Source organism: Gordonia soli NBRC 108243 (genome assembly GCF_000334455.1).
GTDB classification, from domain to species: Bacteria; Actinomycetota; Actinomycetes; order Mycobacteriales; family Mycobacteriaceae; genus Gordonia; species Gordonia soli.
This window is the reverse complement of sequence record NZ_BANX01000002.1, coordinates 199,497-221,280: the sequence shown is the minus strand read 5'-3', so window position 1 is coordinate 221,280 and position 21,784 is coordinate 199,497. Positions and strand designations below refer to the sequence as shown.

General features: G+C 68.1%; 26 protein-coding genes. 16 read left to right on the top strand and 10 right to left on the bottom strand.

The window, feature by feature from the left end; all coding sequences use genetic code 11:
- Nucleotides 1-52 precede the first annotated feature (52 nt).
- The 6 genes from GS4_RS01550 (at nucleotide 53) to GS4_RS01525 (ending at nucleotide 4,119) form a co-directional block, all read left to right on the top strand.
- Nucleotides 53-778 carry a siderophore-interacting protein gene (locus tag GS4_RS01550; RefSeq protein ID WP_007616791.1) on the top strand — a complete coding sequence of 242 codons (726 nt, stop codon included), beginning with the start codon at nucleotides 53-55 and terminating at the stop codon, nucleotides 776-778.
- A gap of 174 nt (nucleotides 779-952) precedes the next feature.
- On the top strand, nucleotides 953-1,444 hold the full coding sequence (locus tag GS4_RS01545) for a peptide-methionine (S)-S-oxide reductase (protein ID WP_040508981.1): 492 nt from the start codon (nucleotides 953-955) through the stop codon (nucleotides 1,442-1,444).
- A 23-nt stretch (nucleotides 1,445-1,467) separates the two neighbouring features.
- Nucleotides 1,468-1,851, top strand: a complete 384-nt coding sequence (locus GS4_RS01540; protein WP_007616788.1) for a DUF2255 family protein — start codon at nucleotides 1,468-1,470, stop codon at nucleotides 1,849-1,851.
- A 134-nt stretch (nucleotides 1,852-1,985) separates the two neighbouring features.
- Nucleotides 1,986-2,990, top strand: a complete 1,005-nt coding sequence (locus GS4_RS01535) for a glycoside hydrolase family protein (RefSeq protein WP_007616783.1) — start codon at nucleotides 1,986-1,988, stop codon at nucleotides 2,988-2,990.
- A 167-nt stretch (nucleotides 2,991-3,157) separates the two neighbouring features.
- The gene (locus GS4_RS01530) at nucleotides 3,158-3,721 is read left to right on the top strand and encodes a dihydrofolate reductase family protein (protein ID WP_007616781.1); all 564 of its coding nucleotides are present in this window, start codon (nucleotides 3,158-3,160) and stop codon (nucleotides 3,719-3,721) included.
- Nucleotides 3,722-3,777: 56 nt separating this feature from the next.
- Complete coding sequence (locus GS4_RS01525) at nucleotides 3,778-4,119, top strand: DUF1801 domain-containing protein (RefSeq protein ID WP_007616779.1); 342 nt, start codon at nucleotides 3,778-3,780, stop codon at nucleotides 4,117-4,119.
- 57 nt (nucleotides 4,120-4,176) lie between these two features.
- Here GS4_RS01525 and GS4_RS01520 read toward each other — a convergent pair whose 3' ends face one another.
- Nucleotides 4,177-4,770 (bottom strand): TetR/AcrR family transcriptional regulator, encoded by a 594-nt coding sequence (locus GS4_RS01520; RefSeq protein ID WP_007616777.1) that lies wholly within the window; start codon nucleotides 4,768-4,770, stop codon nucleotides 4,177-4,179.
- A 119-nt stretch (nucleotides 4,771-4,889) separates the two neighbouring features.
- On the opposite strand from GS4_RS01520, the gene GS4_RS01515 reads away from it, so the two are divergent.
- Nucleotides 4,890-5,783: an SDR family oxidoreductase gene (locus tag GS4_RS01515; RefSeq protein WP_007616776.1), complete on the top strand. Its 894-nt coding sequence runs from the start codon at nucleotides 4,890-4,892 to the stop codon at nucleotides 5,781-5,783.
- A 175-nt stretch (nucleotides 5,784-5,958) separates the two neighbouring features.
- Complete coding sequence (locus GS4_RS01510) at nucleotides 5,959-6,441, top strand: HIT family protein (protein ID WP_007616775.1); 483 nt, start codon at nucleotides 5,959-5,961, stop codon at nucleotides 6,439-6,441.
- Nucleotides 6,442-6,534: 93 nt separating this feature from the next.
- Here the strand turns inward: GS4_RS01510 and GS4_RS01505 are convergent, their stop codons facing one another.
- Entirely contained in the window at nucleotides 6,535-7,992 is a 1,458-nt protein-coding gene (locus tag GS4_RS01505) for an MFS transporter (protein ID WP_007616774.1), read from the bottom strand.
- Nucleotides 7,993-8,135: 143 nt separating this feature from the next.
- Here GS4_RS01505 and GS4_RS01500 point away from each other — a divergent pair, with 143 nt between their 5' ends.
- Complete coding sequence (locus GS4_RS01500) at nucleotides 8,136-8,723, top strand: TetR/AcrR family transcriptional regulator (protein WP_007616772.1); 588 nt, start codon at nucleotides 8,136-8,138, stop codon at nucleotides 8,721-8,723.
- 33 nt (nucleotides 8,724-8,756) lie between these two features.
- On the opposite strand, the gene GS4_RS01495 is transcribed toward GS4_RS01500, so the two are convergent.
- On the bottom strand, nucleotides 8,757-9,473 hold the full coding sequence (locus GS4_RS01495; protein ID WP_174343985.1) for a guanylate cyclase: 717 nt from the start codon (nucleotides 9,471-9,473) through the stop codon (nucleotides 8,757-8,759).
- A gap of 35 nt (nucleotides 9,474-9,508) precedes the next feature.
- Between GS4_RS01495 and GS4_RS01490 the strand changes: the two genes are divergently transcribed.
- Complete coding sequence (locus tag GS4_RS01490; protein ID WP_040508974.1) at nucleotides 9,509-9,697, top strand: hypothetical protein; 189 nt, start codon at nucleotides 9,509-9,511, stop codon at nucleotides 9,695-9,697.
- The gene (locus tag GS4_RS01485) at nucleotides 9,694-10,743 is read left to right on the top strand and encodes a PHP domain-containing protein (protein WP_040508971.1); all 1,050 of its coding nucleotides are present in this window, start codon (nucleotides 9,694-9,696) and stop codon (nucleotides 10,741-10,743) included. Before GS4_RS01490 ends, GS4_RS01485 begins: the two co-directional genes overlap by 4 nt.
- Before the next feature lie 63 nt (nucleotides 10,744-10,806).
- Here GS4_RS01485 and GS4_RS01480 read toward each other — a convergent pair whose 3' ends face one another.
- Both GS4_RS01480 and GS4_RS01475 read right to left on the bottom strand, forming a co-directional pair.
- Entirely contained in the window at nucleotides 10,807-11,589 is a 783-nt protein-coding gene (locus tag GS4_RS01480) for an SDR family NAD(P)-dependent oxidoreductase (RefSeq protein ID WP_007616765.1), read from the bottom strand.
- 4 nt (nucleotides 11,590-11,593) lie between these two features.
- Entirely contained in the window at nucleotides 11,594-12,265 is a 672-nt protein-coding gene (locus tag GS4_RS01475; RefSeq protein ID WP_007616763.1) for a TetR family transcriptional regulator, read from the bottom strand.
- Between the two features lie 223 nt (nucleotides 12,266-12,488).
- Between GS4_RS01475 and GS4_RS01470 the strand changes: the two genes are divergently transcribed.
- Both GS4_RS01470 and GS4_RS01465 read left to right on the top strand, forming a co-directional pair.
- The gene (locus tag GS4_RS01470; RefSeq protein ID WP_007616761.1) at nucleotides 12,489-13,211 is read left to right on the top strand and encodes a HemK2/MTQ2 family protein methyltransferase; all 723 of its coding nucleotides are present in this window, start codon (nucleotides 12,489-12,491) and stop codon (nucleotides 13,209-13,211) included.
- A complete protein-coding gene (locus GS4_RS01465; protein ID WP_007616759.1) occupies nucleotides 13,208-13,405 on the top strand; it encodes a CDGSH iron-sulfur domain-containing protein in 198 nt (65 codons plus the stop codon). The genes GS4_RS01470 and GS4_RS01465 overlap by 4 nt, the downstream gene beginning before the upstream one ends.
- A gap of 17 nt (nucleotides 13,406-13,422) precedes the next feature.
- On the opposite strand, the gene GS4_RS01460 is transcribed toward GS4_RS01465, so the two are convergent.
- Complete coding sequence (locus tag GS4_RS01460; RefSeq protein WP_007616757.1) at nucleotides 13,423-14,469, bottom strand: iron-containing redox enzyme family protein; 1,047 nt, start codon at nucleotides 14,467-14,469, stop codon at nucleotides 13,423-13,425.
- Between the two features lie 487 nt (nucleotides 14,470-14,956).
- Here GS4_RS01460 and GS4_RS01455 point away from each other — a divergent pair, with 487 nt between their 5' ends.
- Together GS4_RS01455 and GS4_RS01450 are read left to right on the top strand one after the other, a co-directional pair.
- A complete protein-coding gene (locus GS4_RS01455) occupies nucleotides 14,957-16,501 on the top strand; it encodes a DEAD/DEAH box helicase (protein ID WP_007616756.1) in 1,545 nt (514 codons plus the stop codon).
- Between the two features lie 141 nt (nucleotides 16,502-16,642).
- Nucleotides 16,643-17,029, top strand: coding sequence for an Rv0313 family protein (locus GS4_RS01450; RefSeq protein WP_007616755.1), 387 nt, complete (start codon nucleotides 16,643-16,645; stop codon nucleotides 17,027-17,029).
- Between the two features lie 231 nt (nucleotides 17,030-17,260).
- Here the strand turns inward: GS4_RS01450 and GS4_RS01445 are convergent, their stop codons facing one another.
- The 4 genes from GS4_RS01445 to GS4_RS01430 all read right to left on the bottom strand — a co-directional run bounded on the left by GS4_RS01445 (nucleotide 17,261) and on the right by GS4_RS01430 (nucleotide 20,711).
- Nucleotides 17,261-17,590 carry a transglycosylase family protein gene (locus GS4_RS01445; RefSeq protein ID WP_007616754.1) on the bottom strand — a complete coding sequence of 110 codons (330 nt, stop codon included), beginning with the start codon at nucleotides 17,588-17,590 and terminating at the stop codon, nucleotides 17,261-17,263.
- 269 nt (nucleotides 17,591-17,859) lie between these two features.
- Entirely contained in the window at nucleotides 17,860-18,540 is a 681-nt protein-coding gene (locus tag GS4_RS01440) for an HhH-GDP family DNA glycosylase (RefSeq protein ID WP_007616753.1), read from the bottom strand.
- Between the two features lie 16 nt (nucleotides 18,541-18,556).
- Nucleotides 18,557-19,765 carry a hypothetical protein gene (locus GS4_RS01435; protein ID WP_007616752.1) on the bottom strand — a complete coding sequence of 403 codons (1,209 nt, stop codon included), beginning with the start codon at nucleotides 19,763-19,765 and terminating at the stop codon, nucleotides 18,557-18,559.
- Between the two features lie 214 nt (nucleotides 19,766-19,979).
- Nucleotides 19,980-20,711: a hypothetical protein gene (locus GS4_RS01430; protein WP_007616751.1), complete on the bottom strand. Its 732-nt coding sequence runs from the start codon at nucleotides 20,709-20,711 to the stop codon at nucleotides 19,980-19,982.
- Nucleotides 20,712-20,973: 262 nt separating this feature from the next.
- On the opposite strand from GS4_RS01430, the gene GS4_RS01425 reads away from it, so the two are divergent.
- On the top strand, nucleotides 20,974-21,705 hold the full coding sequence (locus tag GS4_RS01425; RefSeq protein WP_007616750.1) for a DsbA family protein: 732 nt from the start codon (nucleotides 20,974-20,976) through the stop codon (nucleotides 21,703-21,705).
- The last annotated feature ends 79 nt before the right edge of the window (nucleotides 21,706-21,784 follow it).

Here is a 21,784-nt window from a genome sequence, read left to right as displayed (position 1 = left end):
CGCATTTGGTACACCGTAACATTAGGTGACCCTAACTTCGGAGGAGACGCTCATGGCCACCACTGACACCGGCGCGCGATTCGATCTCGGGCGAATGCTGCTCAGCGGCGGCCGGGTCACCCACATCGACCACCTCGCGCCGACATCCACGCGCATCCGGATGGAGGGACCGAAACTCGTCGGCTACGAATGGAACCCCGGGGACCACATCCGTATGCGGATGTCATCGATCGTGACATTGCGGTGTTTCAGCATCTGGGACAGCGACCCGGTGCAAGGTTGGCTCGACGTCATCGTCTACGACCGGAAGTCGCCGGACGGGCCGGGCCTGCAGTGGCTGAACACGGTGAAGACAGGCGATTACGCCGCATTCTTCCGCGACACTCGCGGATTGAAGCGCCGGCCCGACGCCACCTGGTACCTGTTCGCCGGCGAGGAGACGGCGGCACCTGGATTCGGATCGTTGCTGCGCGAGATCGACCCGGAGGTGCCGGTCGTCGGCGTCCATCAGGCGAACACCGTTGGCGACCACATCGAACTGCCGAGGGAATTGACGCGTGTGAACCGCGACGGTCGCTCGGCGGCATCGAGCACCGACATGGTCGACGCGATCGCAGCCCTCGACCTCCCTGATCCCGACGGTGGTGCCGCCTATCTCGCGGGCGAAGCCCGAACGATCCAGATGGTGCGTGCTTTCCTCGTGCGCGACCGAGGTTGGAACCGTCGCAGCATCGTCACCAAACCGTTCTGGACGCCGGGCAAACGCGGGATGGATTGACTCTTGTTCGGGGATCAGGCGACTTCGTCCGGGAGGATCAGGCAGTGGCGGACCCTGATCCGATTGCCAACCGTGAGCGCGTAGCACGGCAAAACGAGTCGTTCGACCGCGCAGTGGTGCGGAGTCCGGTTCGACGTCTGATCGGCGATGACTGCCGGGCCGTACCGTGGACATATGGATGAACAGTGCGAGACCGACGAGATCTATCTCGCAGGCGGCTGCCTCTGGGGCGTCCAGGCATTCGTCACGACATTGCCGGGGGTCACGTTCACCGAGGCCGGGCGGGTCAACGGCAACAGCCGGTCGCTCGACGGAGACTACGACGGGTATGCGGAATGCGTTCGCACCCGGTTCGATCCGACAGTCGTCGGCGTCGAGCAGTTGATGGCCTATCTCTTCGAGATCATCGACCCGTACAGCGTGAACCGGCAAGGGCCGGATGTGGGCGAGAAGTACCGCACCGGTGTGTACTCCGACGATCCGTCTCATCTCGACCAGGCGCGGGCGTTCATCGGCGCGCGAGACGACGCCGATCGCATCGCGGTCGAGGTGCTGCCATTGGGCAACTACGTGCGCAGCGCCGACGAGCACCAGGATCGGCTCGCGCGCGTGCCCGACAGCGCATGCCACCTCCCGCGGGAACTGTTGACCAAGTACTGCAGCTGAAGCCGCGAGGAGGGTGATCGTCGATGTCCTGGACACCGGAGGAGTTGGCGGCCATCGATGCCGCGCGCGAGCTCGAGATCGCCGTTCCTCGCGCCGACGACAGCGTGCGGCCGTGGACGCCGATCTGGGCCGTATGTGCCGACAGCGAGGTCTACGTCCGTACCTGGTACCGCCGCGAAACCGGCTGGTTCGGCGACGCGGTACGTGGTGAGCGTGCTCGGGTCCGCGTTCCCGGTGTCGAGGTCGGTGTGCGGATCGAGGACATCGGAGCCGGGACGACCGAGCTGCGGGACGCGGTCGACGATGCCTACCGCGCGAAGTACGGCGACGGTGGCTCGACGTCGCGGATGGTCGGTGACGACGCTGCGGCGGCGACGCTGCGGTTGGTCCGGGTCTCGGGTCAGTGATCGGTCGGTGACCCATGCGTCCGCGGGCTGATCCCGCTCACGCGGGTGTCGGTTCACCCGCGTCGACACGCCGGCCCCGCGGACAGAGTCCGACGCAGTCCCGAACCGCACACCTTCTATACACCGGACGCGCGGTGGTGGATACTGCATCGGTGAACCTCAGGAAGCGGGGATTCTTCTCCGTCATCGCCGTTGCCATTCTCGCCGTCGTCGCCCTTCTGGTGTCGACGGCGGGATCTGTCGCCGCAGCGCCCTCGTCGGGCTGGCGGTACACGATGGTGGCCTTCAGCAGCGCCAGCGACCGCGACATGGACATCTACACGTCGGGCGACGGGACGAACTTCCGCCTGGTTCGCAAGTCGGGATACCGACCGCCGGCGGGACGGGTGCGCGATGCGAGCATCTTCCACCACACCGACGGGTACTACTACATCACCTACACCACCGGAAACGGTGCGAACATCGGCTTCGCCCGTAGTCGCGACCGCATCACCTGGACACCGCAGGGCAACTGGCCGGTTCCGTTGTGCTGCGCCCTCTTACCGGGCACCGGTGACGGCAAGGGTCTGCTCGGCGGCTCGTCGAGCGGTCCCGGTTCGTCCGGATCGGCAGGCTCGAGTGACGGTCCGTCCCTGTCGCCGTTCACCACCAAGGCGTGGGCGCCCGAGTGGTTTGTCGACGGCGGACGTGTCAGCGTCATCCTGTCGATGTCCACCGGCGGTGGCTTCGTCCCGTATGTGATGACCGCGCTCGATCCGTGGTTGCGGACCTGGAGCCCGCCCGTGCCGCTGATCGGCATCGGCGCCGACCACATCGACACGAGCATCGTGAAGGTGGGCGGGATGTATCACGCGTTCACCAAGAACGAGACGCACAAGTACATCCAGCATGCCGTCGCGCCGGCTCTGATCGGACCGTATCGCTTCGTCGCTCCCGGCCGATGGGGCTCATTCGTGGAGGGGCCCACCGCGATCCAGTTGCCCAACGGTGTCTGGCGCCTGTATTTCGACGCCTACACCCGCGGCAAGTACCTCTACTCCGACAGCCGCGACGGTCTGCGCACGTGGTCGGCGGTCAAGGAACTCCCGAAGATCTCCGGCATCGTCCGACATGTCGGTGTGATGCGCGAACCCGCCTGACACGTCGGACGGGTAGGACTGCACGCCGCGAAAGCGGCTGTCGGGTCGGCTGTTCGGCTCATCGGCGGTGGTCGTGCGCCGGTGTCCGTAGGGTTCGACACCAGCGGATGTGTCGCACCGGCCGTCGCGTCCGACGGAGTCCGAGCCGGATACGGAGGTCTGCGGCAATGGGAACCCTGAGTTATGGCGCGACGATGTCTCTCGACGGCTTCGTCGCCGACGCCGCAGGAGATTTCCAGTGGGCGGCGCCGAGTGCTGAGCTGTTCGATGTCCATGTCGAACGGATGGCTGCGACCTCGACCGAGGTCCTCGGTCGCAGAACCTATGCGCTGATGCAATATTGGAACGCTCAGCCGGCCGACGAGCAGTGGACACCCGCGGAGCAGGAGTTCGCGCGCCGCTGGCAGGGGCTCGACAAGATCGTCGTGTCATCGACGTTGGGGCCGAACGATCTCGGAGCGGAAGGGGACCGCTTGGTGTCGACTCTCGAGCTGGACGAGTTGCGTCGAATCGTGGACGGGGCGCGCGGCATCGTGGAGATATTCGGCCCGACGGTGGCCGCCGATGCCATCCGCGCCGGTCTCGTCCAGGAGTTCCAGTTCTTCGTGGTGCCGACGGTGATCGGCACCGGGCTCCGTGCAATCCCCGCGGATGTCCGCCTCGATCTCCGCCTCGTCGAGCATCGGGTCTTCGACGACGGTGTGGCCCAGCTGCGATACGTGCGGCGTTGATTCCGATACGCGTCAGAACTCGTGAGATCGAACGGTGCGAGGACTACCGTGATCCCATGAGCAACGACTGGCGGGCCACCAGGGTGGACGAGGTGCGGTCACTGATCGTCCGTGCCGAACCGGATATCACCGAAGAGGTCAAGTGGCGGAAGCCGTCCAATCCCGATGGGGTGCCGACGTTCTCACTGGACGGCCTCGTCCTCACGCTTGAGACGTACAAGGACAAGATCAAGGTGACGTTCGCCAAGGGGGCGTCGTTGCCCGACCCGGCGAAGGTGTTCAACGCGAGTCTCGACGCGGGCACCCGCCGTGCGATCGACCTGAAGGAGTCGGACGTCCTCGACCCCGAGGCATTCGTCGCGCTGGTCCAGGCGGCGGTGGCCGTCAATCGGGAGTAGGCGGCCCTCACGCGGCGCGGATCCGTAGAAGAAGTTTCCGGAATCCGGGAATTTCTTCTACGAAATCGGGGGGTGGGCCGCCATTCCGTCGGCGAGCACGGTCAGGTCGGCCAGCACCGAGTCGAGGACCGCACGGAAAGAACGATTCTCGCCGTCGGCGATCCAGGTTGCGAATGTGGTGCGGAAGGCGACGGTGGCGGTCTCGGCGGCCAGCCGCGCGCGCTGGGGATCGATCCCCCGGACCGACATCGCTCTCGTGAGAGAGTCGGTCAGGCCGGCGAGTTTGAGCAGTTCGCGCTCCTGCAGGGCGGGTTCGGCGTCGATGATCGCGTCGCGTGCGCGGGAGAACGGTCGGCGGTCGTCGGGGAAGAAGTCGCACGCACCGGCGAGGGCGGCCAGCACGATCGTGCCCGGGTCGGTCTGTTCGTCGGGGAGGTCGCCGATGGGTGTGAGGAATGCGCCGGCGAACTCGTCTTGGCCGATGAAGAGGACTTCACGTTTGACGTCGAAGTGACGGAAGAAGGTCCGTTCGGTGACGCCCGCGGCCTCGGCGATCTCGGCCACGGTCACCTTGTCGTAGCCGTGCGTGGCGAACAGATCGAGAGCTGCCTGCTGTAGGCGTTCCCGCGCGCCCGGTGTCCATCTGGCCATGCCGCCAGATTTTACGTGACAGTTTCTGACGTCGGGCGTAGCGTCGCTTATGTCAGTAACTGACGTCAGTTGCTGACATCGACCGCCGTGGGTGGACGCCGAAACAGGAGGTAATGACTATGCGCGTATTCGTGACCGGAGCGAGTGGGTGGATCGGGTCCGCGACCGTCGACGACTTGCTGAGCGCCGGACATCAGGTGACCGGGCTCGCGCGCTCCGATGCGTCGGCCGTCGCACTCGATGCCAAGGGAGTCGAGGTGCTGCGCGGAGACCTGGACGATCTCGATGCGTTGGCCCGCGGGGCGAAGGAGTCCGAGGCGGTCGTCCACCTGGCGAACAAGCACGACTGGGCCGACATGTCCGCGTCCAACCGTGCCGAACGTTATGCCGTGCAGACGCTGTCGGATGCACTCGTCGGCACGGACAGGCCACTGGTCGTCGCGAGCGGCCTCGCCCGCCTCCGGCCGGACGGTCCGGGAAGCGAGTCCGATCCGTCACCGTTCGTCGGCGTCGACTCGCTGCGCGGCGGCGCAGAGAATCTGGCGCTCGAATACGCCGACCGTGGCGTGCGCGTGATCGCCGCGCGGTTCGCGCCCACGGTGCACGGAATGGGTGACCACGGTTTCATCTCGTACATCGTCGCGGCGGCCAAACGACACGGGGTCTCGGCGTACGTCGGGGACGGCTCCACCGCCTGGTCGGCGGTGCACCGATCGGATGCCGCGCACCTGGTGCGGACGGCGATGGAGAACGCACCCGGTGGGACCCGGGTGCACGCGGCCGCCGAGTCGGTCGGGTCGCGGGAGATCGCAGAGGCGATCGGGCGCTCACTCGACGTCCCGGTCACCGCGGTGGCGCCGGAGGATGCGGTCGACCACTTCGGTTTCATCGGAGCCTTCTTCGGCCTGGAGATGACCGGCACGAGCGATCAGACCCGCGAACTGCTCGGCTGGAACCCAACTGGTCCAACCCTGTTGCAGGACATCGCCGACGGCGCGTACGCACACTCCTGAGCGGTCACCGACCCGGGTGTCGTCGGTCCCGGAGTAGCCTGACCCAGACCGAAGGCGTGGGAGGTGCGATGCCGCAGTCGGGATACGCGAGAATGCTTCGATCCTTGCAGTGCGTGGCCTCCGATCTCGGATGGCTCCGATAGGCTCGATTCACGCGGTCAGGACAGGGGGAGACATGGTCGAGGACTGGCGAGCAGATCGGATAGGTTCGGCGATCCGTGGCACCAACCCGACCGTGATCGCCGAACTCGAGGCCGCGTTCGCGGTGATCGGTGACGCCCAGTTCCTGCCGGGATACTCTCTGGCACTGACGAAGACGCCGGGCATCGATCGGCTCACCGATCTCCCGCGACCCGACCGACTGGCGTTCCTGGCCGACGTGGACCTCGTGGCGGCCGCGGTGACGACCGTGTGCGGCGATCGGGATCCCGCATTCCGACGGACCAACGTGGAGATCCTGGGGAACACGCACGCGTTCCTCCACGCCCACATCTGGCCGCGATACGACTGGGAGCCAGCGCATCTGGTCGGGATGCCGGTGTGGCTCCGGGACCCAGCTCAATGGCGCGACCCGGAAACGCAACTCGGCCCCCGGCACGACGCCGTGCGCGCCGAACTCGCCGCCGAGATCGCCCGACTCCGCGCAACCCTGGACTGAGCCACGTCGATCGCCGACGGAGTCGGCGCGGGGAGGGGCGTCTCGGGTCCCGGCGATCGGCCGCACGCCGACCACCGGGACCAGGCCGGTCGGTCAGGGACGGCGAGCAACTCGAAAGGTCGCGATCGCCAACGCGACGAAGGCGACGCCGGCGAACGCCGACGCCACCAGGATTGTCGTCCCGGTCGCCGTCCCCGACGGGTCCTCGCGCTGCAGTGGGCCGAACACTGTCATCAGCGTTGCCAGGCCGAGAGCGCCGCCGACCTGCAGCAGCGCCTGCATCAACCCGGATGCCGCACCGGTGTCAGCCTCCGGTGAATTGTCGACCACCAGGACGTTGGCCGGCACGATCGACAGTCCGATGCCTGCGCCCATCACCATCGATGGCGCCAGGATGTCGACCAGGAACGACGAGTCGGGGCCGATCCGCGACAGCCACAGCAGTCCGACGATCGCCAGGAACAGGCCGACCAGCAAGATGCGCGCCGCACCGAATCGTGCGACGAGCCGCGCAGTGACACCGGAAACGGTCAGCCCGATGTTGAGTGCCATGAACGGGAGGAAGGCGAATCCTGACGCGATCACGCTGTAGCGCAACACGTCCTGCAGATGCAGCGTGGTGAAGGTGAACATCCCCATCATCGCGCCGGGCAGCAGCAGCATGACCAGGTACGGCGCGACCTTGGGCAGGGTGTTCACCAGACGCGGCGGGAGCAGCGGATGAGTGGACCTACGCTGCCGGATGGTGAAGCCCGCGAGAGCGATGACCCCGACTGTCAGTGAGACCAACGTCGCCGGATCGGACCACGATTGCTCGGATGCTCGGATGAAGCCGTAGACCACCGCGCTGACACCGGTGGCCGACAACACTGTGTCGGCGATCCCGAGATGTCCACGCTGCCGGTCGGTCTCGTCCACGGTCAGCGGGGCCAGCGCCAGGATCGCGAGACCGATCGGGACGTTGACCAGCATGACCCAGTGCCACGACAGTTGCTCGGTGAGCACCCCACCGAGGAGCAGGCCGATGGCGCCGCCGGAAGCGGCCCCCAACGAGAACCAACTGATCGCGCGGGATCTCGCCGGGCCGGCCGGGAAGTTGGCGACGATCAGACCGAGTGCGGTCGGTGCGGCGAGGGCGGCACCGACACCCTGCAGGATGCGCGCCGCCAACAGCATCTGCGCGTTGACGGCCAGTCCGCCCAGGAGAGAGGCAGCGGTGAACACGGCGATCCCGTAGAGAAGCGCACGTCGACGACCGATGAGATCGCCGAGGCGGCCGCCGAGCAGTAGCAGTCCGCCGACGGCAAGAACGTACGCGTTCATCACCCAGGACTGCGAGACCTCGCTGAATCCCAGGTCGTCGCGGATGCGTGGCAATGCCACGGTGACGATCGTGCCGTCGAGGATGATCATCAGCTGACTCGCCACCACCACGGCGAGTCCGATCCACGTCCGTCTGTCCATGGAGTCGATGTCGTTGTGTGCGGGATGGGATGCATTCGGTCCGGGATCGGCTTCCGGCCGACCGGCTCGGTGGGACAACTCGGTCACGACTACCCCCTGGGAGTCTTCGATGCGGTTAAAGTGGTGGATAAGTGGAGAAGCCCTCCAAATGGAGAGCGACTCCGTTTACATGAAAGCGGAGATTGGCTCCGTTTTCAAGACTTGTGTGCTCTTCTGAGCCAGGAGGTGTCATGACCAGCGCGTCCGCCCCGGTCAAACCGATGCGAGCCGATGCCCGGCGGAACTACGACAAGATCGTGTCGACCGCGGCCGAGGCGTTCCGTGAGAGTGGGATCGATGCCTCACTGGACGAGATCGCGAAGCGGGCCGGAGTCGGCCCCGGGACGCTGTACCGGCATTTCCCGACCCGCGAGACGCTCATCGCGGCTGCGATGCGGCAGGAGACCGGACGGTTGCTCGAATTCGGCGATCGCGACTCTGGCGTCGGCGAAGGAGGGGCGAGCGGCCCCGGAGAGAAGCTGATCGACTGGCTGGCCGCGCTGTCGCGGCACGTGGCGAGCTATCAGGGGCTGCCGGAGGTCATCACGGCTGCGGCCCGCGATCGGGAGAGTCCGCTCTTCACCAGCTGTTCCGATCTGCGGAACGTGGGGGCGGGACTGTTGGCGTCGGCGCAAGAGGCCGGCGAGATCAGAGCGGACCTGACGGTCGACGAGGTGTTCACCCTCGCCAACATGGTGGCACTCGGGGAGTCGTGTGTCGAGTCCCGTCGACTCCTCGCCCTCGCGGTCGAGGGCATCCGACCGCGCGCCGATTCCTGATCCGATACCGCCTCGACCGGTTGAACACAGCGGTCACGGGTTGACCGTGATCTCCTCGTTGAGACGGAAGTCATGTGTCAACGGAAGTTCGTCACCGCTCCAGAATCGTCCCGGGTCGAACCAGTTCGAGTTCTTGTCGTCATGGATCAGGCCGATCTCCGCGTAGGTGATCGCCACCACCTCGGCGCAGTACGCGGCCTGCAGGCTCGCGACGTCGGCACGTTTCTCCGCCCGTCGCTCGCGGGCGAGGCGATCGAGAAAGGGCACCCCACGGACGACATCGAGACCGGTCGGCACACGACCACGGAACCAGCGGCCGGCCAGACGCGCGGTCGACGGGAAAGGTGTGCCGTCGAGGCGGGCGATGACCTTCAGGAGAGCGTCCTCCTGCTCGGTCGACACCTCCGGGGTCAGCTGGCGCAGCCAGCAATCCTGCCCGTACCGCTCCGCCCACTGCAGCACGGCCTCGCGCGCATCGTGCAGCTGGACGCCGCGATGACGGGTGCCGGTCCACACGTCGGTGAGCCGATCCCCGAGCTCGGCATGCCACAGCAGAGGAGGCAGATCGTCGATGGCCACGGTCATCGCGACGTGGTTGACGGGGGCGTTGGTCAGCGTCCGGATGGCCCGGTCCGGTCCGGACCGGCCGCGGAACAGCCACACGTCACCGGTCCGTGTGACATCGAGGGCTTCGTCCAGTCCGATGCCGCCGCGCGGACCGGCGGCGGACACATCTCTGCCTGAGCGCACGGATGAAGGGTAATGCAGGAACTATCCTCGGGCGCATGCACAACGCGTGGAAATGGCTCGGTCTGGCCGGAGCGGTCGGCGTGGCGGCAGGCGGGGCGGTCGTCGCCCGGGATCAGCGACAGCGCAACTCCTACGATGCCGACGACGTCCGTACCCGTCTCCACGAACGCCTCGCCGCCGCGGAACCCGCGGACGCCGACGATGGGCACACGCGGCGCCGATGAGGACGTTGCGCCCGCTGGACGCACCGATCGATCCGGTCACCGCGCTGACCCGGATCGCATGGTTGCTCGAGCGTGGTCGGCAGAGCACCTACCGGGTCGAGGCGTTCCGCCGGGCCGCGGCCGCGGCAGCAGCGGTCGGACCGGATGAGCTCGCCGAGCGTGCGGCGGCGAAGACCCTCGGTTCGTTACGGGGGATCGGCGCGACGACGGCGACGGTGATCACCGAGGCGGTGGCCGGCCGGATCCCCGCCTACCTGTCCGACCTGCAGGATTCGGCACCGGCGAGTATCGCCGACGGCGGCGACCGTCTCTACGCGGCTCTCCGGGGTGATCTGCACTCGCACACGGACTGGAGCGACGGCGGCGCACCGATCGACGAGATGGTCGACGCAGCAGTCGCGTTCGGCCATTCGTGGCTTGCCATCACCGATCACTCGCCGCGTCTGACAGTGGCCAACGGTCTCAGCGCGGAACGACTCGATCGGCAGATCCGGGAGATCGCCGATGTCGACGCACAGCACGAGGGCGGCATCCGGGTGCTCGCCGGGATCGAGGTCGACATCCTCGACGACGGCTCGCTGGACCAGTCGGACGAGATGCTGGCACGGCTCGACATCGTCACTGCGTCGGTGCATTCGAAACTCGCGATGGACGCCGCCCCGATGACCCGGCGGATGGTCGCGGCCGCGCGCGACCCGCGCGTGAATGTGCTCGGCCACTGCACGGGCCGCCGGGTGTCGAGTGGAAGTGGGGCCCGTGAGCAGTCGACCTTCGATGCGCGCGAGGTGTTCTCGGCGTGCGCCGACTCCGCTACGGCCGTCGAGATCAACTCACGCCCCGAACGTGTCGATCCGCCCGACGACCTGATCGCGATCGCACTCGAGGTCGGCTGCCTGTTCGCCATCGATTCCGATGCGCACGCGCCCGGTCAACTGGGTTTCACCGCGCTGGGAGCCGAACGTGCGGAACGGTTGGGCATCCCGGACGACCGCATCGTCACGACCTGGCCGGTGGACGCGCTGCTGGACTGGGTGCGGGGAGACTGACGAGCGGGGGACTGGAGGCGGCGGGTCAGATCGCCGACCGGCGGATCGTCGGCGAGGAGCAGGTCACTTCGACGCGCCCACCGCGCGGGCCGCGATCGCCAGCACGACCCGACGTGGAGCGAATCGCGACGACACCGCGCTGATCCTGTTCGCGAGTCCGTCGACGACACTCGGCGCGCCACGGTCGAGACCTCGGAGCGCGGTCTCGACGACCTGCGCCGCGGTCCGTCGTGCGCCGACGGCGGCATCGTCGGTGCCGACGATCTCGAAGAACTCGGTGTCGGTCGGGCCGGGGCACAACGCGAGCACCGAGACACCGTTCTTCTTGCCCTCCCACCACAGCGCCTCCGACAGTGACAGCACGTAGGCCTTGGTCGCCGCGTAGACCGCCATCTGCGGAACCGGTTGGAAGCCTGCGGTACTCGCGACGTTGACGATCACCCCGGCACCCCTGCGGGTCATCTGGGGGAGGTAGGCGGTGGTCAGATCGGTGAGGGCCCCGACGTTGAGCGACACCTCGTCCCTGATCCGCGCGGGATCGGCGTCGGCGAGTGCGCCGTGCGTGCCGAAGCCGGCGTTGTTGATCAGGATGTCGACCTCCACGCCGAGCGCTGCCACCGAGGCGACCAGGTCGTCGGATGCTCGCGGGAGGGAGAGGTCGGCGACGACGACGTCGGCACGTACGCCATGGGCGGACCGGACCTCCTGTGCGAGGGAGTCGAGTCGGTCGCGGCTGCGAGCGACGAGCACCAGGTCGGCGCCGCGCTGTCCGAGCACACGGGCGAATTCGGCACCGATGCCCGAGCTGGCGCCGGTGATGAGGGCTGTGCGATTGCGGTACTCCATGACGTCACTCCTGGTGGTCGGTCGAGCCGGTTTCGGTGGGGTGCTGGGGTGGAACGGATGGGTCGGCGGAGATCAGTCCGCCGAGGGCGAGGAGTTCGAGAACGCGGGTGTACCGCTCCAGTTCGGCGTGCCGACGGTCGGGTGCGGTGGCGTCGACCGAGGCCTTGATGCCGTCGAAAGCGGCGACGAGAACCCGCGCGATCTCCTCGGCGTCGAGGTCGGCGCGCATCCGGCCGGCATGCTGACCCGCGCGGATGATGCCGACCAGCAACGAGATCCACGGTTCGACCCTGGTCTCGCGCGGGTCGGGGAGCACGTCGGTGCCGGCCAGTTCGCGCGTGAGTCGGATCGCGCTCCAGGCACCCGGACGCTCCGCGAGGAGGTCGAGCATCGCGGGCATCACGTCGGCGAGCTGTTCGGTGGGGGAGTCGTGGCCGGTGACCCGTTCGCGCACGGAGTCGGTCCAACGGCGTTCCTGGTCCTCGATGACAGCGGCCGCGAGAGCTGCCTTCGACGGGAAATAGAAGTAGAACGCGCCCTTGGTGAGCCCGGACGACGCGATCAACTCGCTGAAGCTGGTGGCGGCATAGCCCTTCTCGGCGAACACATCGGCGGCGACCGCCAGCAGCCGGGCGCGGGTCGCGGCCCCCTTGGGAGTGGTGGGGTCGGCAGGCATGGACCGAGAATATACCGAGTGGTTTGTTTTTTTCAACCGGTCGGTATGTTTTTGGTCGCGGGACGGTGGACGGTCCCCTGCGCAGCAGAGTTTCAGATGGCGGAGGCCAGGGAACGATGCGAGGAGTGGAACCGACCTTCCGGCCGGACCGTGGCGAAAGGGTGCTCGTGGACGATCTCGTGACCATCAGGACCGGCGAGGGTATGACGAGGCGGGCGCGTCTGTGACGGTCACGTCGACGCGACTGCCGACACGAACGTCGTCGCCGGACGTCTATCTGCCGCAGGAAGACACCGCGCTGCTCATCGAGACGATGCGAGCCAGCGGCCGTGCGCGCGGATCGCGCGTCGTCGACCTCTGTACCGGTAGCGGTGCAGTCGCCATCGCCGCGGCCCGACTGGGTGCCGATACGGTGCACGCGGTGGATCTCTCCGCCGCGGCCGTCGAGTACGCACGAGCGGCCGCAGTCGCTGCCGGACAGCATGTCTCGCTGACCTGCGGTGATCTGTCCGCACTGACCGGTACCTTCGATCTGGTGACCTGCAACCCGCCGTATGTACCGACCCCGGCGTCGCGCAACTCGGCGCTGCATCCCGGCGGACCGACACACGCCTGGGATGCAGGGGCCGACGGTCGTGCCGTACTCGACGTGGTCTGTGCCCACGCACCGGCACTACTCGCCCCCGGTGGTTCGCTGCTTCTCGTGCACTCCGAGTTCTCCGATGCCACAGCCACACTCGGCTCGTTGACGGCCGGTGGGCTCTGCGCTGAAGTCGTCGCCGAACGGACCATCCCGTTCGGACCGGTCATGAGTGCGCGGGCCGGTTGGTTCGAGGGGCGCGGCATGCTGGAGAGAGGACGTCGGATCGAGACGCTGGTCGCGATCGCCGCCCGCGCACCGGAATCCGCGGCTGACGCGGACATTCGCGTCCCTGCGGGCCGATGACCGACCGCGCCAGAGCGGTTCGGGTGGTCAAGGGCGGGCCGGTGCTCGTCGAGGGCCCGGTCGACATCGAGCTACCGGATGGCACACGCGTGCAGTCCGACCGATTCATGGTGGCGATCTGTGCGTGCGGCCGTAGCAGAAACTACCCACTGTGCGACACCAGCCATCGCAAGCGTCGGCGTCGGTCGGACTGATCCTCCGACCGCGATCGTCAGAGGCGAGCCGCCGGGATCGCGCTGTCACCGCGACGCCACGCAGACAGCACATGACGTTCGAGAGCGTCCTCCACGAACAGGAATGCGCGGATTCCGAAGATGACGTCGAGTTCGAGGTCGGGCTCGGTGCGCACGAGATCGCCGACCACGTCGGTGCGCAAGATCTGCTCGTGGACGGCGTCGGCTTCCACGTGTTCAGCGTAGAAATGCCGGCATGCGGCGGGGGCGTCGAGCCGCTCCAACCCGGCCAGCAGCCGCTGCGACCCCGGCGACGACGTGATCTCGGTGGCGGCGAGATGGCCGACGGCCGCACCGCGATGGCGGCGATGCAGGCCGAAGAACGACATCAGATTGACGGGCGTGAGGGCCACCGCCGGCACCTCGTCGAGGTATCCGAGGTAGTCGGCACTCAGGTCGGCGGCGAGCAGCAGGTCGGCGAAGAGTTCCTGGTGTACGGCGGCTCCTCTGCCACCGCCGAACTCGTCGAACTCGACGGCGACGAAGGCCGCCTTCGACTGACCGCGCAACCGCGGGATCGCCCATGCATGGGGATCGGCTTCCTTGAGGTGATAGATCGATCGCAGCGCGAACATCTGCCGGAACTGGTCCCAGGTGCCGACGTCGCGAAGGTGGTACGACCCCCCGTCGCCGTCGGGCGAGAAGTAGCTCAGCTCGTCCATCTCCGCAGCGGCGGTGTCCGACGGTCCCGATTGCGGCACATCGCGACGAAGCGCGGCCAGGAAGTGGCGTTCGAGAGCGGCTCGCACGGCCAAGAGGCCCGGGTGCCACTCCCATCGCCCGTCGACATCGACGAAGCCCACGTAGTGCAGTTCGTAGCAGACGGCCAGAGCCAGTTGTAGATCGTCACCGTAGGGGTCGACGTCGTCCAGGGCCGGTATGTCCACTCGGTGGTCGTCTGCGGCGACCTCGGCGGAGTTCAGGAGCTCGAGGACGATGCGGGACAGGGGACCCCGTGCCGTCGGCAGCCTGCGAGCGCGACTGCGTCCGAGGGCGGCCGTCGTCTCGCTCACGTCGGTGCTCAACCGTTCTCCCCTCGTCGTCGCTCGGAGCTGTTCGTCACCGTGCTCGGCGTCGCCGTCGTCGCTCGGAGCCGCTCGTCGTTGCTCAGGGCATCGAATAGCCCGGACCTGCTCTCGTGAAACCCCGCACCACACCGGTCACTGCACCCCGAGGCGGAAGCGAAGCCGTCTCGCCCGTCGCCGGCACCGGACCCGGTCAGCACACGATAGAAGCCTGTGACCTGCGTCGCATCCATTGTGGCGCAGGTGTGACCCGCCCGCCCGGCGAAATGACAGGCGCCGGATCCGGCGTGTACCGTGAACCTCGATGGACCCGCCTCGTGGCGGTGTCACGCGTCGTAGAACGCTTCTTCCCTCGCATCCCGGGCGAACCCGGAGATCGACGAGATGTCTTCGTACGGCGAACGAATGCGCGCACCCGCGCCTTCGCCACCCGATCATCGACCGCACTTGCGAAGTGCCGTGGTGATCACCTGCTCGAAAGGTCCCCATGACAACCACATTCGAATCCCTCGGCGTGCCCGCTCCCATCGTGAGAGCCCTTACCGCCGAAGGAAAGACAGAGCCGTTCCCGATCCAGGCCGCAACGCTGCCGGACACCCTCGACGGCGCAGACGTCCTGGGACGCGGCAAGACCGGCTCCGGCAAGACGCTGGCTTTCAGCATCCCGCTGGTCGCCGGTCTGGCCGAACTGGCCGTCGACCGCAAGGCCGGTGCACCCACCGGTCTGGTGCTCGCCCCGACGCGCGAGCTGGCGACCCAGATCGCCGCAACCGTGACCCCGCTGGCCGAGGCCGCCGGACTGGTCGTCACCACCATCTTCGGCGGCGTCAAGCAGGCGCGACAGGAAGCGGCGCTGCGCCGTGGCGCCGACATCGTGGTCGCGTGCCCCGGCCGCCTCGACGACCTGATGCGCCAGGGCATCGTCCGCCTCGACTCCGTGGAGATCACGGTTCTCGACGAGGCCGACCACATGGCCGACCTGGGTTTCTTGCCCGTGGTCACCAAGATCATGGCCGCCACCCCCGCCGACGGTCAGCGCCTGCTCTTCTCGGCCACCCTGGACAACGGCGTCGACAAGCTCGTCCGCCGCTTTCTCGACGATCCGACGGTCCATTCCGTGGACGAGGAGAACTCGCCGGTCGCGCAGATGACGCACCACGTGTTCGAGGTCGCCGACACCGGCCAGAAGACGGAGTTGGTGCAGACGCTCGCCTCCGGCGTCGGCCGCCGGATCCTGTTCACCCGCACCAAGCACCAGGCTCGCAAGTGGGCCCGGAAGCTCACCGCGGACGGCATCCCGGCCGTCGATCTCCACGGCAACCTCAGCCAGCCGCAGCGCGACCGCAATCTCGCCGCCTTCGGTGACGGCTCGGTGCGCGTGCTGGTGGCCACCGACATCGCGGCCCGTGGCGTGCACGTCGACGACGTGGCGCTCGTCGTGCACGTCGACCCGCCCGCGGAACACAAGGCGTACCTGCACCGCTCGGGCCGCACGGCCCGCGCGGGCAGCGCCGGTGACGTCGTCACCATCTGCCAGCCGGACCAGCGCAAGGACCTCAACGGGTTGCTGCGCAAGGCAGGCATCTCGGTGCGACCCGAGCAGGTGACCGCCGGCTCGGCATCTGTCGGCGCACTCGTCGGCGAGCGCGCCCCGCACGTCGCGCCCAGCGCGCCTGCTCCTGCGTCGTCCGGCTCGGGCGGCAGCCGTCGGCCGGGTGGCGGGCGTGCAGGTGGTCGCGGACCGGCGCGAGGAACCGGACAGGGTGGCTCCGGACGCGCGTTCGCCGTGCGGTGCCGCGCGTCGCGAACGCGGACAGAGCGGTTCGGCCGTGGCGGTGCCGCGCAGGGGGCCGGTCGCAGCGCACAGGGCGGGTCGGGACGCGATGGCTCCGCCCGCACCGGTGGCGGCCGTTCCGGCGCATCCCGCGGTGGTGCATCGCGCAGCGAGCACACGGGTGCCCGTCGCGGTGGTGGTCAGAACCGGTCGGGTGGGCGTCGGTCCGAGGCCCAGGGCGCCCGCTCGGGACGCTGACCGGGACGGTCTGGTGTTGCTGACCGGGACGGTCTGGTCGGCGCCACACTGCGCAGCGAGCACCGCCGGTGGCGCGATCGGTGAATCGTGAGGACACTGGGTTGCGACCGCGACGTGCGGTCGGATCCAGAGGAGGACGCCATGGCCGGCAGCAACGGACCCTTCGGTCTCGATCCCGAGGACTTCGATCGATTCGCACGGGAAGCCGGCGAGGGACTCCGCGATGTCGTGGGGAAGTTCTTCGACTCTCCCGGTACCGGCAGTCCGTGGTCGGTGATCTTCGACGATGCGACACGCCGGACGCGCCCGCAACCGCAGCCGGAGACGACCGGCGAGGCGGGGAGCGGGGTCTGGGCGATCTTCGTGGTCGACGACGACGGCGGAGCTCGCGTGGAGCAGGTCTACTCCGGCGAGGTGGAGGCATTGCGCGCCAACCAGCACAACACCGATCCGCGCCGCAAGGTCAGGTTCCTGCCCTATGGGATAGCGGTCAGTGCGTTGGACGAAGAGGACTCACCCGAAGCCTGAGCGCGACACCTGGGCGACTGGCCAGGCCGCGTGTTCGCCGGTGACCCCGGGACGAGATCGGCGCGGGAGCGATACATATCGCTCCCGCGCCGATCGTCGTATGGCGGGGTCGAGGCCCGGGATGTCGTTCTCTCTGCGCTGATCGCGCCGACATCCCGCCCCCGACATCCCGGACCCCTCTGATCGTCGACCGCTGTGGGCCGACGCTGACGGGGCAGGTTCTCGTCAGGCTCAGAGGTTCGAGCCGCAGACGGGCCATGCGCCCGGGCCCTGCGATGCGAGCACGTTCTCCGCGACGCGGATCTGCTCCTCGCGCGAAGCGTTGGCCGGGCTGCCCGAGCCGCCGTTCGCCGACCAGGTGCTCTGGGTGAACTGCAGGCCGCCGTAGTAGCCGTTGCCCGTGTTGATCGCCCAGTTGCCGCCGCTCTCGCACTGTGCGACAGCGTCCCAGTTGTGGCCGGTGTCGGCCGATGCCGTGGCGGTCGCGGCTGCGAACGGTGCGATCGCCAGTGCTCCGACGATGCCGGCGCGGACGGTGAGTTTCTTCAGGTTCGTGGTCATCGTTCCTCCTCCGCCACCCCGTCGAGTGTGTGGTTCGGGTGGCTGATATCGGACCGCCAGCGACTCTACGAATTCATCACGAGATGGTCACATCGCCCTGTTGACCTCGCGACTTCTGGTCACGGGTGGATAACGGTGCTCGCCGACCGCGTCTGCCCAGCGCATCGCGGCGTGTCGCGACGCCATCCACGGCATCGCGAATCCGATTCACGGTGACGAAGGACACTCCCGGAATGTGATGTCGTTCACCGCTGTCGAACGTGGCTCGGTCAGGTGGACTCGACCGTGCCTGCTGTTCGGCCCATGAAGTCGGCGCGGAGTTCGTCGTCCAGCGATGCCCGCACGAGTGCCGCCGCCAGTGCCGCGGGAGCGCCGTCGGCGAGGTCGGCCAACGCAAAGGGATCCTTCGGTAGCCCGAGTTCGTCTGCGGTGCTCAGCGCCCGCTCGTCGAAGTACGGTGCCACCCAGTCCCACACGTCCTGGACCTCACGCAGGAAGATGTCTGCTCCGACCGGGCCGATCCCAGGGAATCGCCTGATCAGGTCGGCCGCCGCGGAAGGTCGGTGCTCTGCGCTCTCACCGAGCAGTCGCAGATCGCCCCGATAGTCGTCGAGAACCGCCTGCGCGGTCTCACCGAGCTGTGTGGCAGTGCTCTCGTCGTACCGGACGTAGTGGCCGCGCCCGAGCGCGTCGACGCGATCCTGCCAGGTGGATTCGGCCATCTTCTCCGGGGTTCGGTAGCCCGCGGCGAACAGTTCTCGGGCGGCTGCGACCGCGATGTCCGCGGAGATCCGCGCACTCAACAGTGACGTGAGCACCAGCAGTCGGAAGAGCGGCGCCGGGGTGTTCTTCAGCGTGATACCGGCCTCGTCGGCGTACGTGCGCCCGGCCCGGTTGATGAGTGTGCGGACGATCTCGGTGTCGCGTGCCCGTGCCTGCGCCCGTGCCATGATGGGATCTCCTCCTTCAGCGTGGTTCGCGTGCTGCTTCGATGTCGCGCTGGCGCTCCTCTTCGCGGCGTCGACGTGCGCGTTCCCGATAGCCATAGGTGGCGTGCAGGATGTCCTCGTAGCTGTCTGCGCTCGAGCCGACCGCGCCGGCCACCATCCCCATCGTGGTCGCGAGCCAGGCGAGCATGACGTAGTTCTTTACGCCTGCCGAATCGATCGAGAGTTGTTGTGCAAGATAGCCGTCGTCGATGACTGCGAAGGACGCGGCGAGCGTGCCGATGAACAATCCGGCGTAGAGGAACACGGCGTTGAGCAGAACGGTGCTCGCGGTCGCGGCGTTGTAGAGACGCGCGCGGAGACGGGGCAGTGCGCCACGGCGCTCCCAGAGTCGGTTGTTGGCGATCAGCCACACGGTCATCACCGTCATCGACAGCGCGGAGAGGACTGCAAGACGAAAAGGACTGAGAGCGTTGGCCATCGACCAGATGGATGAGTAGAAGACGCCGAAGCTGGCCGTTGCGGCCGCCGCGGCCATGAGTCCGGTCAAGGTGGGGATCAGGCGCCAGGGCCGATTGCCGCGCACCATCCCGGCGACCATCCGGACCCGGCCGAGTATCCGGTCGGAGGTCAGGAATTCGGTGTGACGCTCGTTCGCGCTCGTCGACGATCCGCCCACCGGGTGTCCGTCCGGTCCGTCATCGCCACTGCGCCAACTGCTTCCACGGACCGACGAGGGTGCGGTCGGATCCCGGAGACGTCGTACTCCGGCGACGATGACGGAGGCCAGCTGTCGGGCCAGGTCGAGGCCCAGGGCGGGCAACGACACCAGGACCGTCGAGGTCCGGTGGTCGACCTCGAGGACCAGTCCACGGCCGTTCTGCATGCGGGGGAACTCGGTCACGACGACGACGGCCGACGAGTCGTCGCGGGTCCGCTCGACCAACTCGGGAACCAGCAGTGCACCGTCGGGGCCGAGCGTGAGCGGTTCGCTGACCACACCGAGCGAGGAGACGCCCGCCTCCGCGGACAGCCGATCGGTCAACCGATCACGAATGCGCTCGACCGACGTGGTCGGGGGACCGGGATCGGCGATGATCCGGACGGCGAAGGTGTCGGTGTACGTGTCGGCGGCCGTGGGACCCGGCGCGGACTGCTCGGCGGCATCGGCCACCGCGGGCGCGCTGCTGTCGGTCGGATCGGGCTGGTCGGTCTCATGGATCGGCATCGACCCGCGCGTACCCGGCGTGGAAAGAGGTCAACCCCGGCACGGCACCCCGGGGAGGGCGCCGTGCCGGGATCATCTGAACCGATCCGTTGCTGTCGGGATTCAGCGCGGGACCGGCCAGTCAGGGGACGCCCGGTAGGGCGTCGGAACAGACGCGGTCAGCAACTGTTCGAGACTCGCGCGCCCGGCACGGGGCACCGGGCGCGCGAGTGACTCAGCGGTGCGGCGGCTCGGCGAGTCCGCGAGCTGCGCCCACGCCTGCGCCGACACCCGCACCGAGCGCGGTGAACGGTGCAGCGGTCACGGCGGCACCGATGGCCGCGCCGACGGGCGGTCCGACGACCAAGCCGGCGGGCAGGAACGGAACGCCCGCGACGAGTCCGGCGACACCGCCGACCAGGGCACCTGCGGCAGCCAACGGTGCACCCACGGTGCCGGTGGCGATCGCGGCACCGACGGCCGCGTCGCCGACGGTGGTCTCGGCGACCCGATCCGCGCGGGACGGGTCGAGGCCCACCGATTCGCCGAAGGTCGCGACCTGCGCCTCGGCCTGCGCGGCAGCGTCGTTGACCTGCTTGGTCTGCTGCGGCGGGAGCCACTGGGGAGTCGGAGCCTGGACCTCGCCGATGCGAACCTGGCCGGTCGGGGCCTGGATCGGCTTGACCGGTGCGACCGGGCGGGGGGCGTGGAGCTTGCCCGGGTCGACGGCGGCGAGGGGGCCGGCCTTCGGGGCCGTGCGGGTGCCTGCGCCGTGTCGGTCGCCGGTGGGCTGCTGCTGGGCCGCGGGGGTTTCCGGGCCGGTTGCCGCCGATGCCAGGCCGGCTCCCGCGAAGGCCATCATCACAGGTACCGAACCCGCAGCTACCAGCGCGGATGTCCGGTGCCAATCGCTCGATCTGCGGTGCTTGCCGCGACCCTCGCGGCGTTCCTGCGGGTTGTGACTCATCGGTGGGTCCTCCAGCTCGGTTCGGCTACTGATCGGTAGTCGTTCGGTCGAACCCCCGCCGCGGATGGGTGAGAGGTGAAAACTGTTGCGAGTGGAACGGCCACCGGAGGTGGCGAGCGGCACATGCACAGGTCGGAGGGTCTATTGGGCTGCTCTCAGGCGGACGGTGCATCGTGGACGAGGGCCGGTGGCCGCACCGAGCCCCCGTCGTCGTGTCGATCGCGACGGCGCCGAGTGAGTGTCGGGCATCGACAGGAGAGACATGACGGACAGGGATGCGCTGCGGAACAAGTCGGCGGAGCTGCTGGACCAGCGCCGGAAGTCCGAGCGTCGGCGTCGGCTCCTGATCCAGGGTGGAGTGGTCGCGGCCATCGTCGTGATCGTCGCGGCCGTGGTCGTCGGCGTGGTGGTCAGTCGATCCGGCGACGACACCAGCGATGCCGCCACACCTGCGGGCGTCACCGCCACCGGCGCCATCCGACTCGGTGACACCAACGCGCCGGTCGTGATCACTGTCGTCGAGGACCTGCAGTGCCCGGCGTGTCGGCAGTTCGAGTCCATCAGCGGCTCCACCCTGTCCGAGTTGTCCCAGCAGAAGGGGGTCGCTGTCGACTACACGACGATCGCGATCCTGGACAAGGCCTCCAGTACCGACTACTCCAGCCGCGCAGCCAACGCCTCGTACTGCGTCGCCGAGGCCGATGTCGCGAAGTGGCCGGCCTGGCACACGACGATGTTCGACGAACAGCCCGCCGAGGGAAGTGCGGGACTGACCGACGACCGGCTCGTCGAGATCGCAAAGGACGCCGGCGTCGGCGGTGACGTGGCCAACTGCATCACCGATGGTAAGTACCGCGATCGCGTGCGCGCGACCACCCAGACCGCACTCGGCAAAGGCGTGCAGGGCACACCGACCGTGTTCGTCAACGACTCCCAGGTCCAGGACGTCACACCGGCCGGCCTGCGTGCGGCTGTCGCGCAGGCGCAGAAGTGACACCGACCGACGCAGACGCAGAAGCGACATCGACCCACGCGGGATCAGCGACACCGACCCGCGGGGGGTCATGGGCACT

What these genes read in the sequence shown, in the direction of transcription:
- GS4_RS01445 (WP_007616754.1), bottom strand. Translation starts at nt 17,590, where the DNA reads ATGACCACGAACCTGAAGAAACTCACCGTCCGCGCCGGCATCGTCGGA.
- GS4_RS01500 (WP_007616772.1), top strand. Translation starts at nt 8,136, where the DNA reads ATGACCAGCGCGTCCGCCCCGGTCAAACCGATGCGAGCCGATGCCCGG.
- GS4_RS01510 (WP_007616775.1), top strand. Translation starts at nt 5,959, where the DNA reads ATGGTCGAGGACTGGCGAGCAGATCGGATAGGTTCGGCGATCCGTGGC.
- GS4_RS01465 (WP_007616759.1), top strand. Translation starts at nt 13,208, where the DNA reads ATGACCGACCGCGCCAGAGCGGTTCGGGTGGTCAAGGGCGGGCCGGTG.
- GS4_RS01490 (WP_040508974.1), top strand. Translation starts at nt 9,509, where the DNA reads ATGCACAACGCGTGGAAATGGCTCGGTCTGGCCGGAGCGGTCGGCGTG.
- GS4_RS01520 (WP_007616777.1), bottom strand. Translation starts at nt 4,770, where the DNA reads ATGGCCAGATGGACACCGGGCGCGCGGGAACGCCTACAGCAGGCAGCT.
- GS4_RS01485 (WP_040508971.1), top strand. Translation starts at nt 9,694, where the DNA reads ATGAGGACGTTGCGCCCGCTGGACGCACCGATCGATCCGGTCACCGCG.
- GS4_RS01425 (WP_007616750.1), top strand. Translation starts at nt 20,974, where the DNA reads ATGACGGACAGGGATGCGCTGCGGAACAAGTCGGCGGAGCTGCTGGAC.
- GS4_RS01430 (WP_007616751.1), bottom strand. Translation starts at nt 20,711, where the DNA reads ATGAGTCACAACCCGCAGGAACGCCGCGAGGGTCGCGGCAAGCACCGC.
- GS4_RS01435 (WP_007616752.1), bottom strand. Translation starts at nt 19,765, where the DNA reads ATGCCGATCCATGAGACCGACCAGCCCGATCCGACCGACAGCAGCGCG.
- GS4_RS01480 (WP_007616765.1), bottom strand. Translation starts at nt 11,589, where the DNA reads ATGGAGTACCGCAATCGCACAGCCCTCATCACCGGCGCCAGCTCGGGC.
- GS4_RS01515 (WP_007616776.1), top strand. Translation starts at nt 4,890, where the DNA reads ATGCGCGTATTCGTGACCGGAGCGAGTGGGTGGATCGGGTCCGCGACC.
- GS4_RS01525 (WP_007616779.1), top strand. Translation starts at nt 3,778, where the DNA reads ATGAGCAACGACTGGCGGGCCACCAGGGTGGACGAGGTGCGGTCACTG.
- GS4_RS01550 (WP_007616791.1), top strand. Translation starts at nt 53, where the DNA reads ATGGCCACCACTGACACCGGCGCGCGATTCGATCTCGGGCGAATGCTG.
- GS4_RS01540 (WP_007616788.1), top strand. Translation starts at nt 1,468, where the DNA reads ATGTCCTGGACACCGGAGGAGTTGGCGGCCATCGATGCCGCGCGCGAG.
- GS4_RS01440 (WP_007616753.1), bottom strand. Translation starts at nt 18,540, where the DNA reads ATGGCACGGGCGCAGGCACGGGCACGCGACACCGAGATCGTCCGCACA.
- GS4_RS01455 (WP_007616756.1), top strand. Translation starts at nt 14,957, where the DNA reads ATGACAACCACATTCGAATCCCTCGGCGTGCCCGCTCCCATCGTGAGA.
- GS4_RS01475 (WP_007616763.1), bottom strand. Translation starts at nt 12,265, where the DNA reads ATGCCTGCCGACCCCACCACTCCCAAGGGGGCCGCGACCCGCGCCCGG.
- GS4_RS01530 (WP_007616781.1), top strand. Translation starts at nt 3,158, where the DNA reads ATGGGAACCCTGAGTTATGGCGCGACGATGTCTCTCGACGGCTTCGTC.
- GS4_RS01450 (WP_007616755.1), top strand. Translation starts at nt 16,643, where the DNA reads ATGGCCGGCAGCAACGGACCCTTCGGTCTCGATCCCGAGGACTTCGAT.
- GS4_RS01545 (WP_040508981.1), top strand. Translation starts at nt 953, where the DNA reads ATGGATGAACAGTGCGAGACCGACGAGATCTATCTCGCAGGCGGCTGC.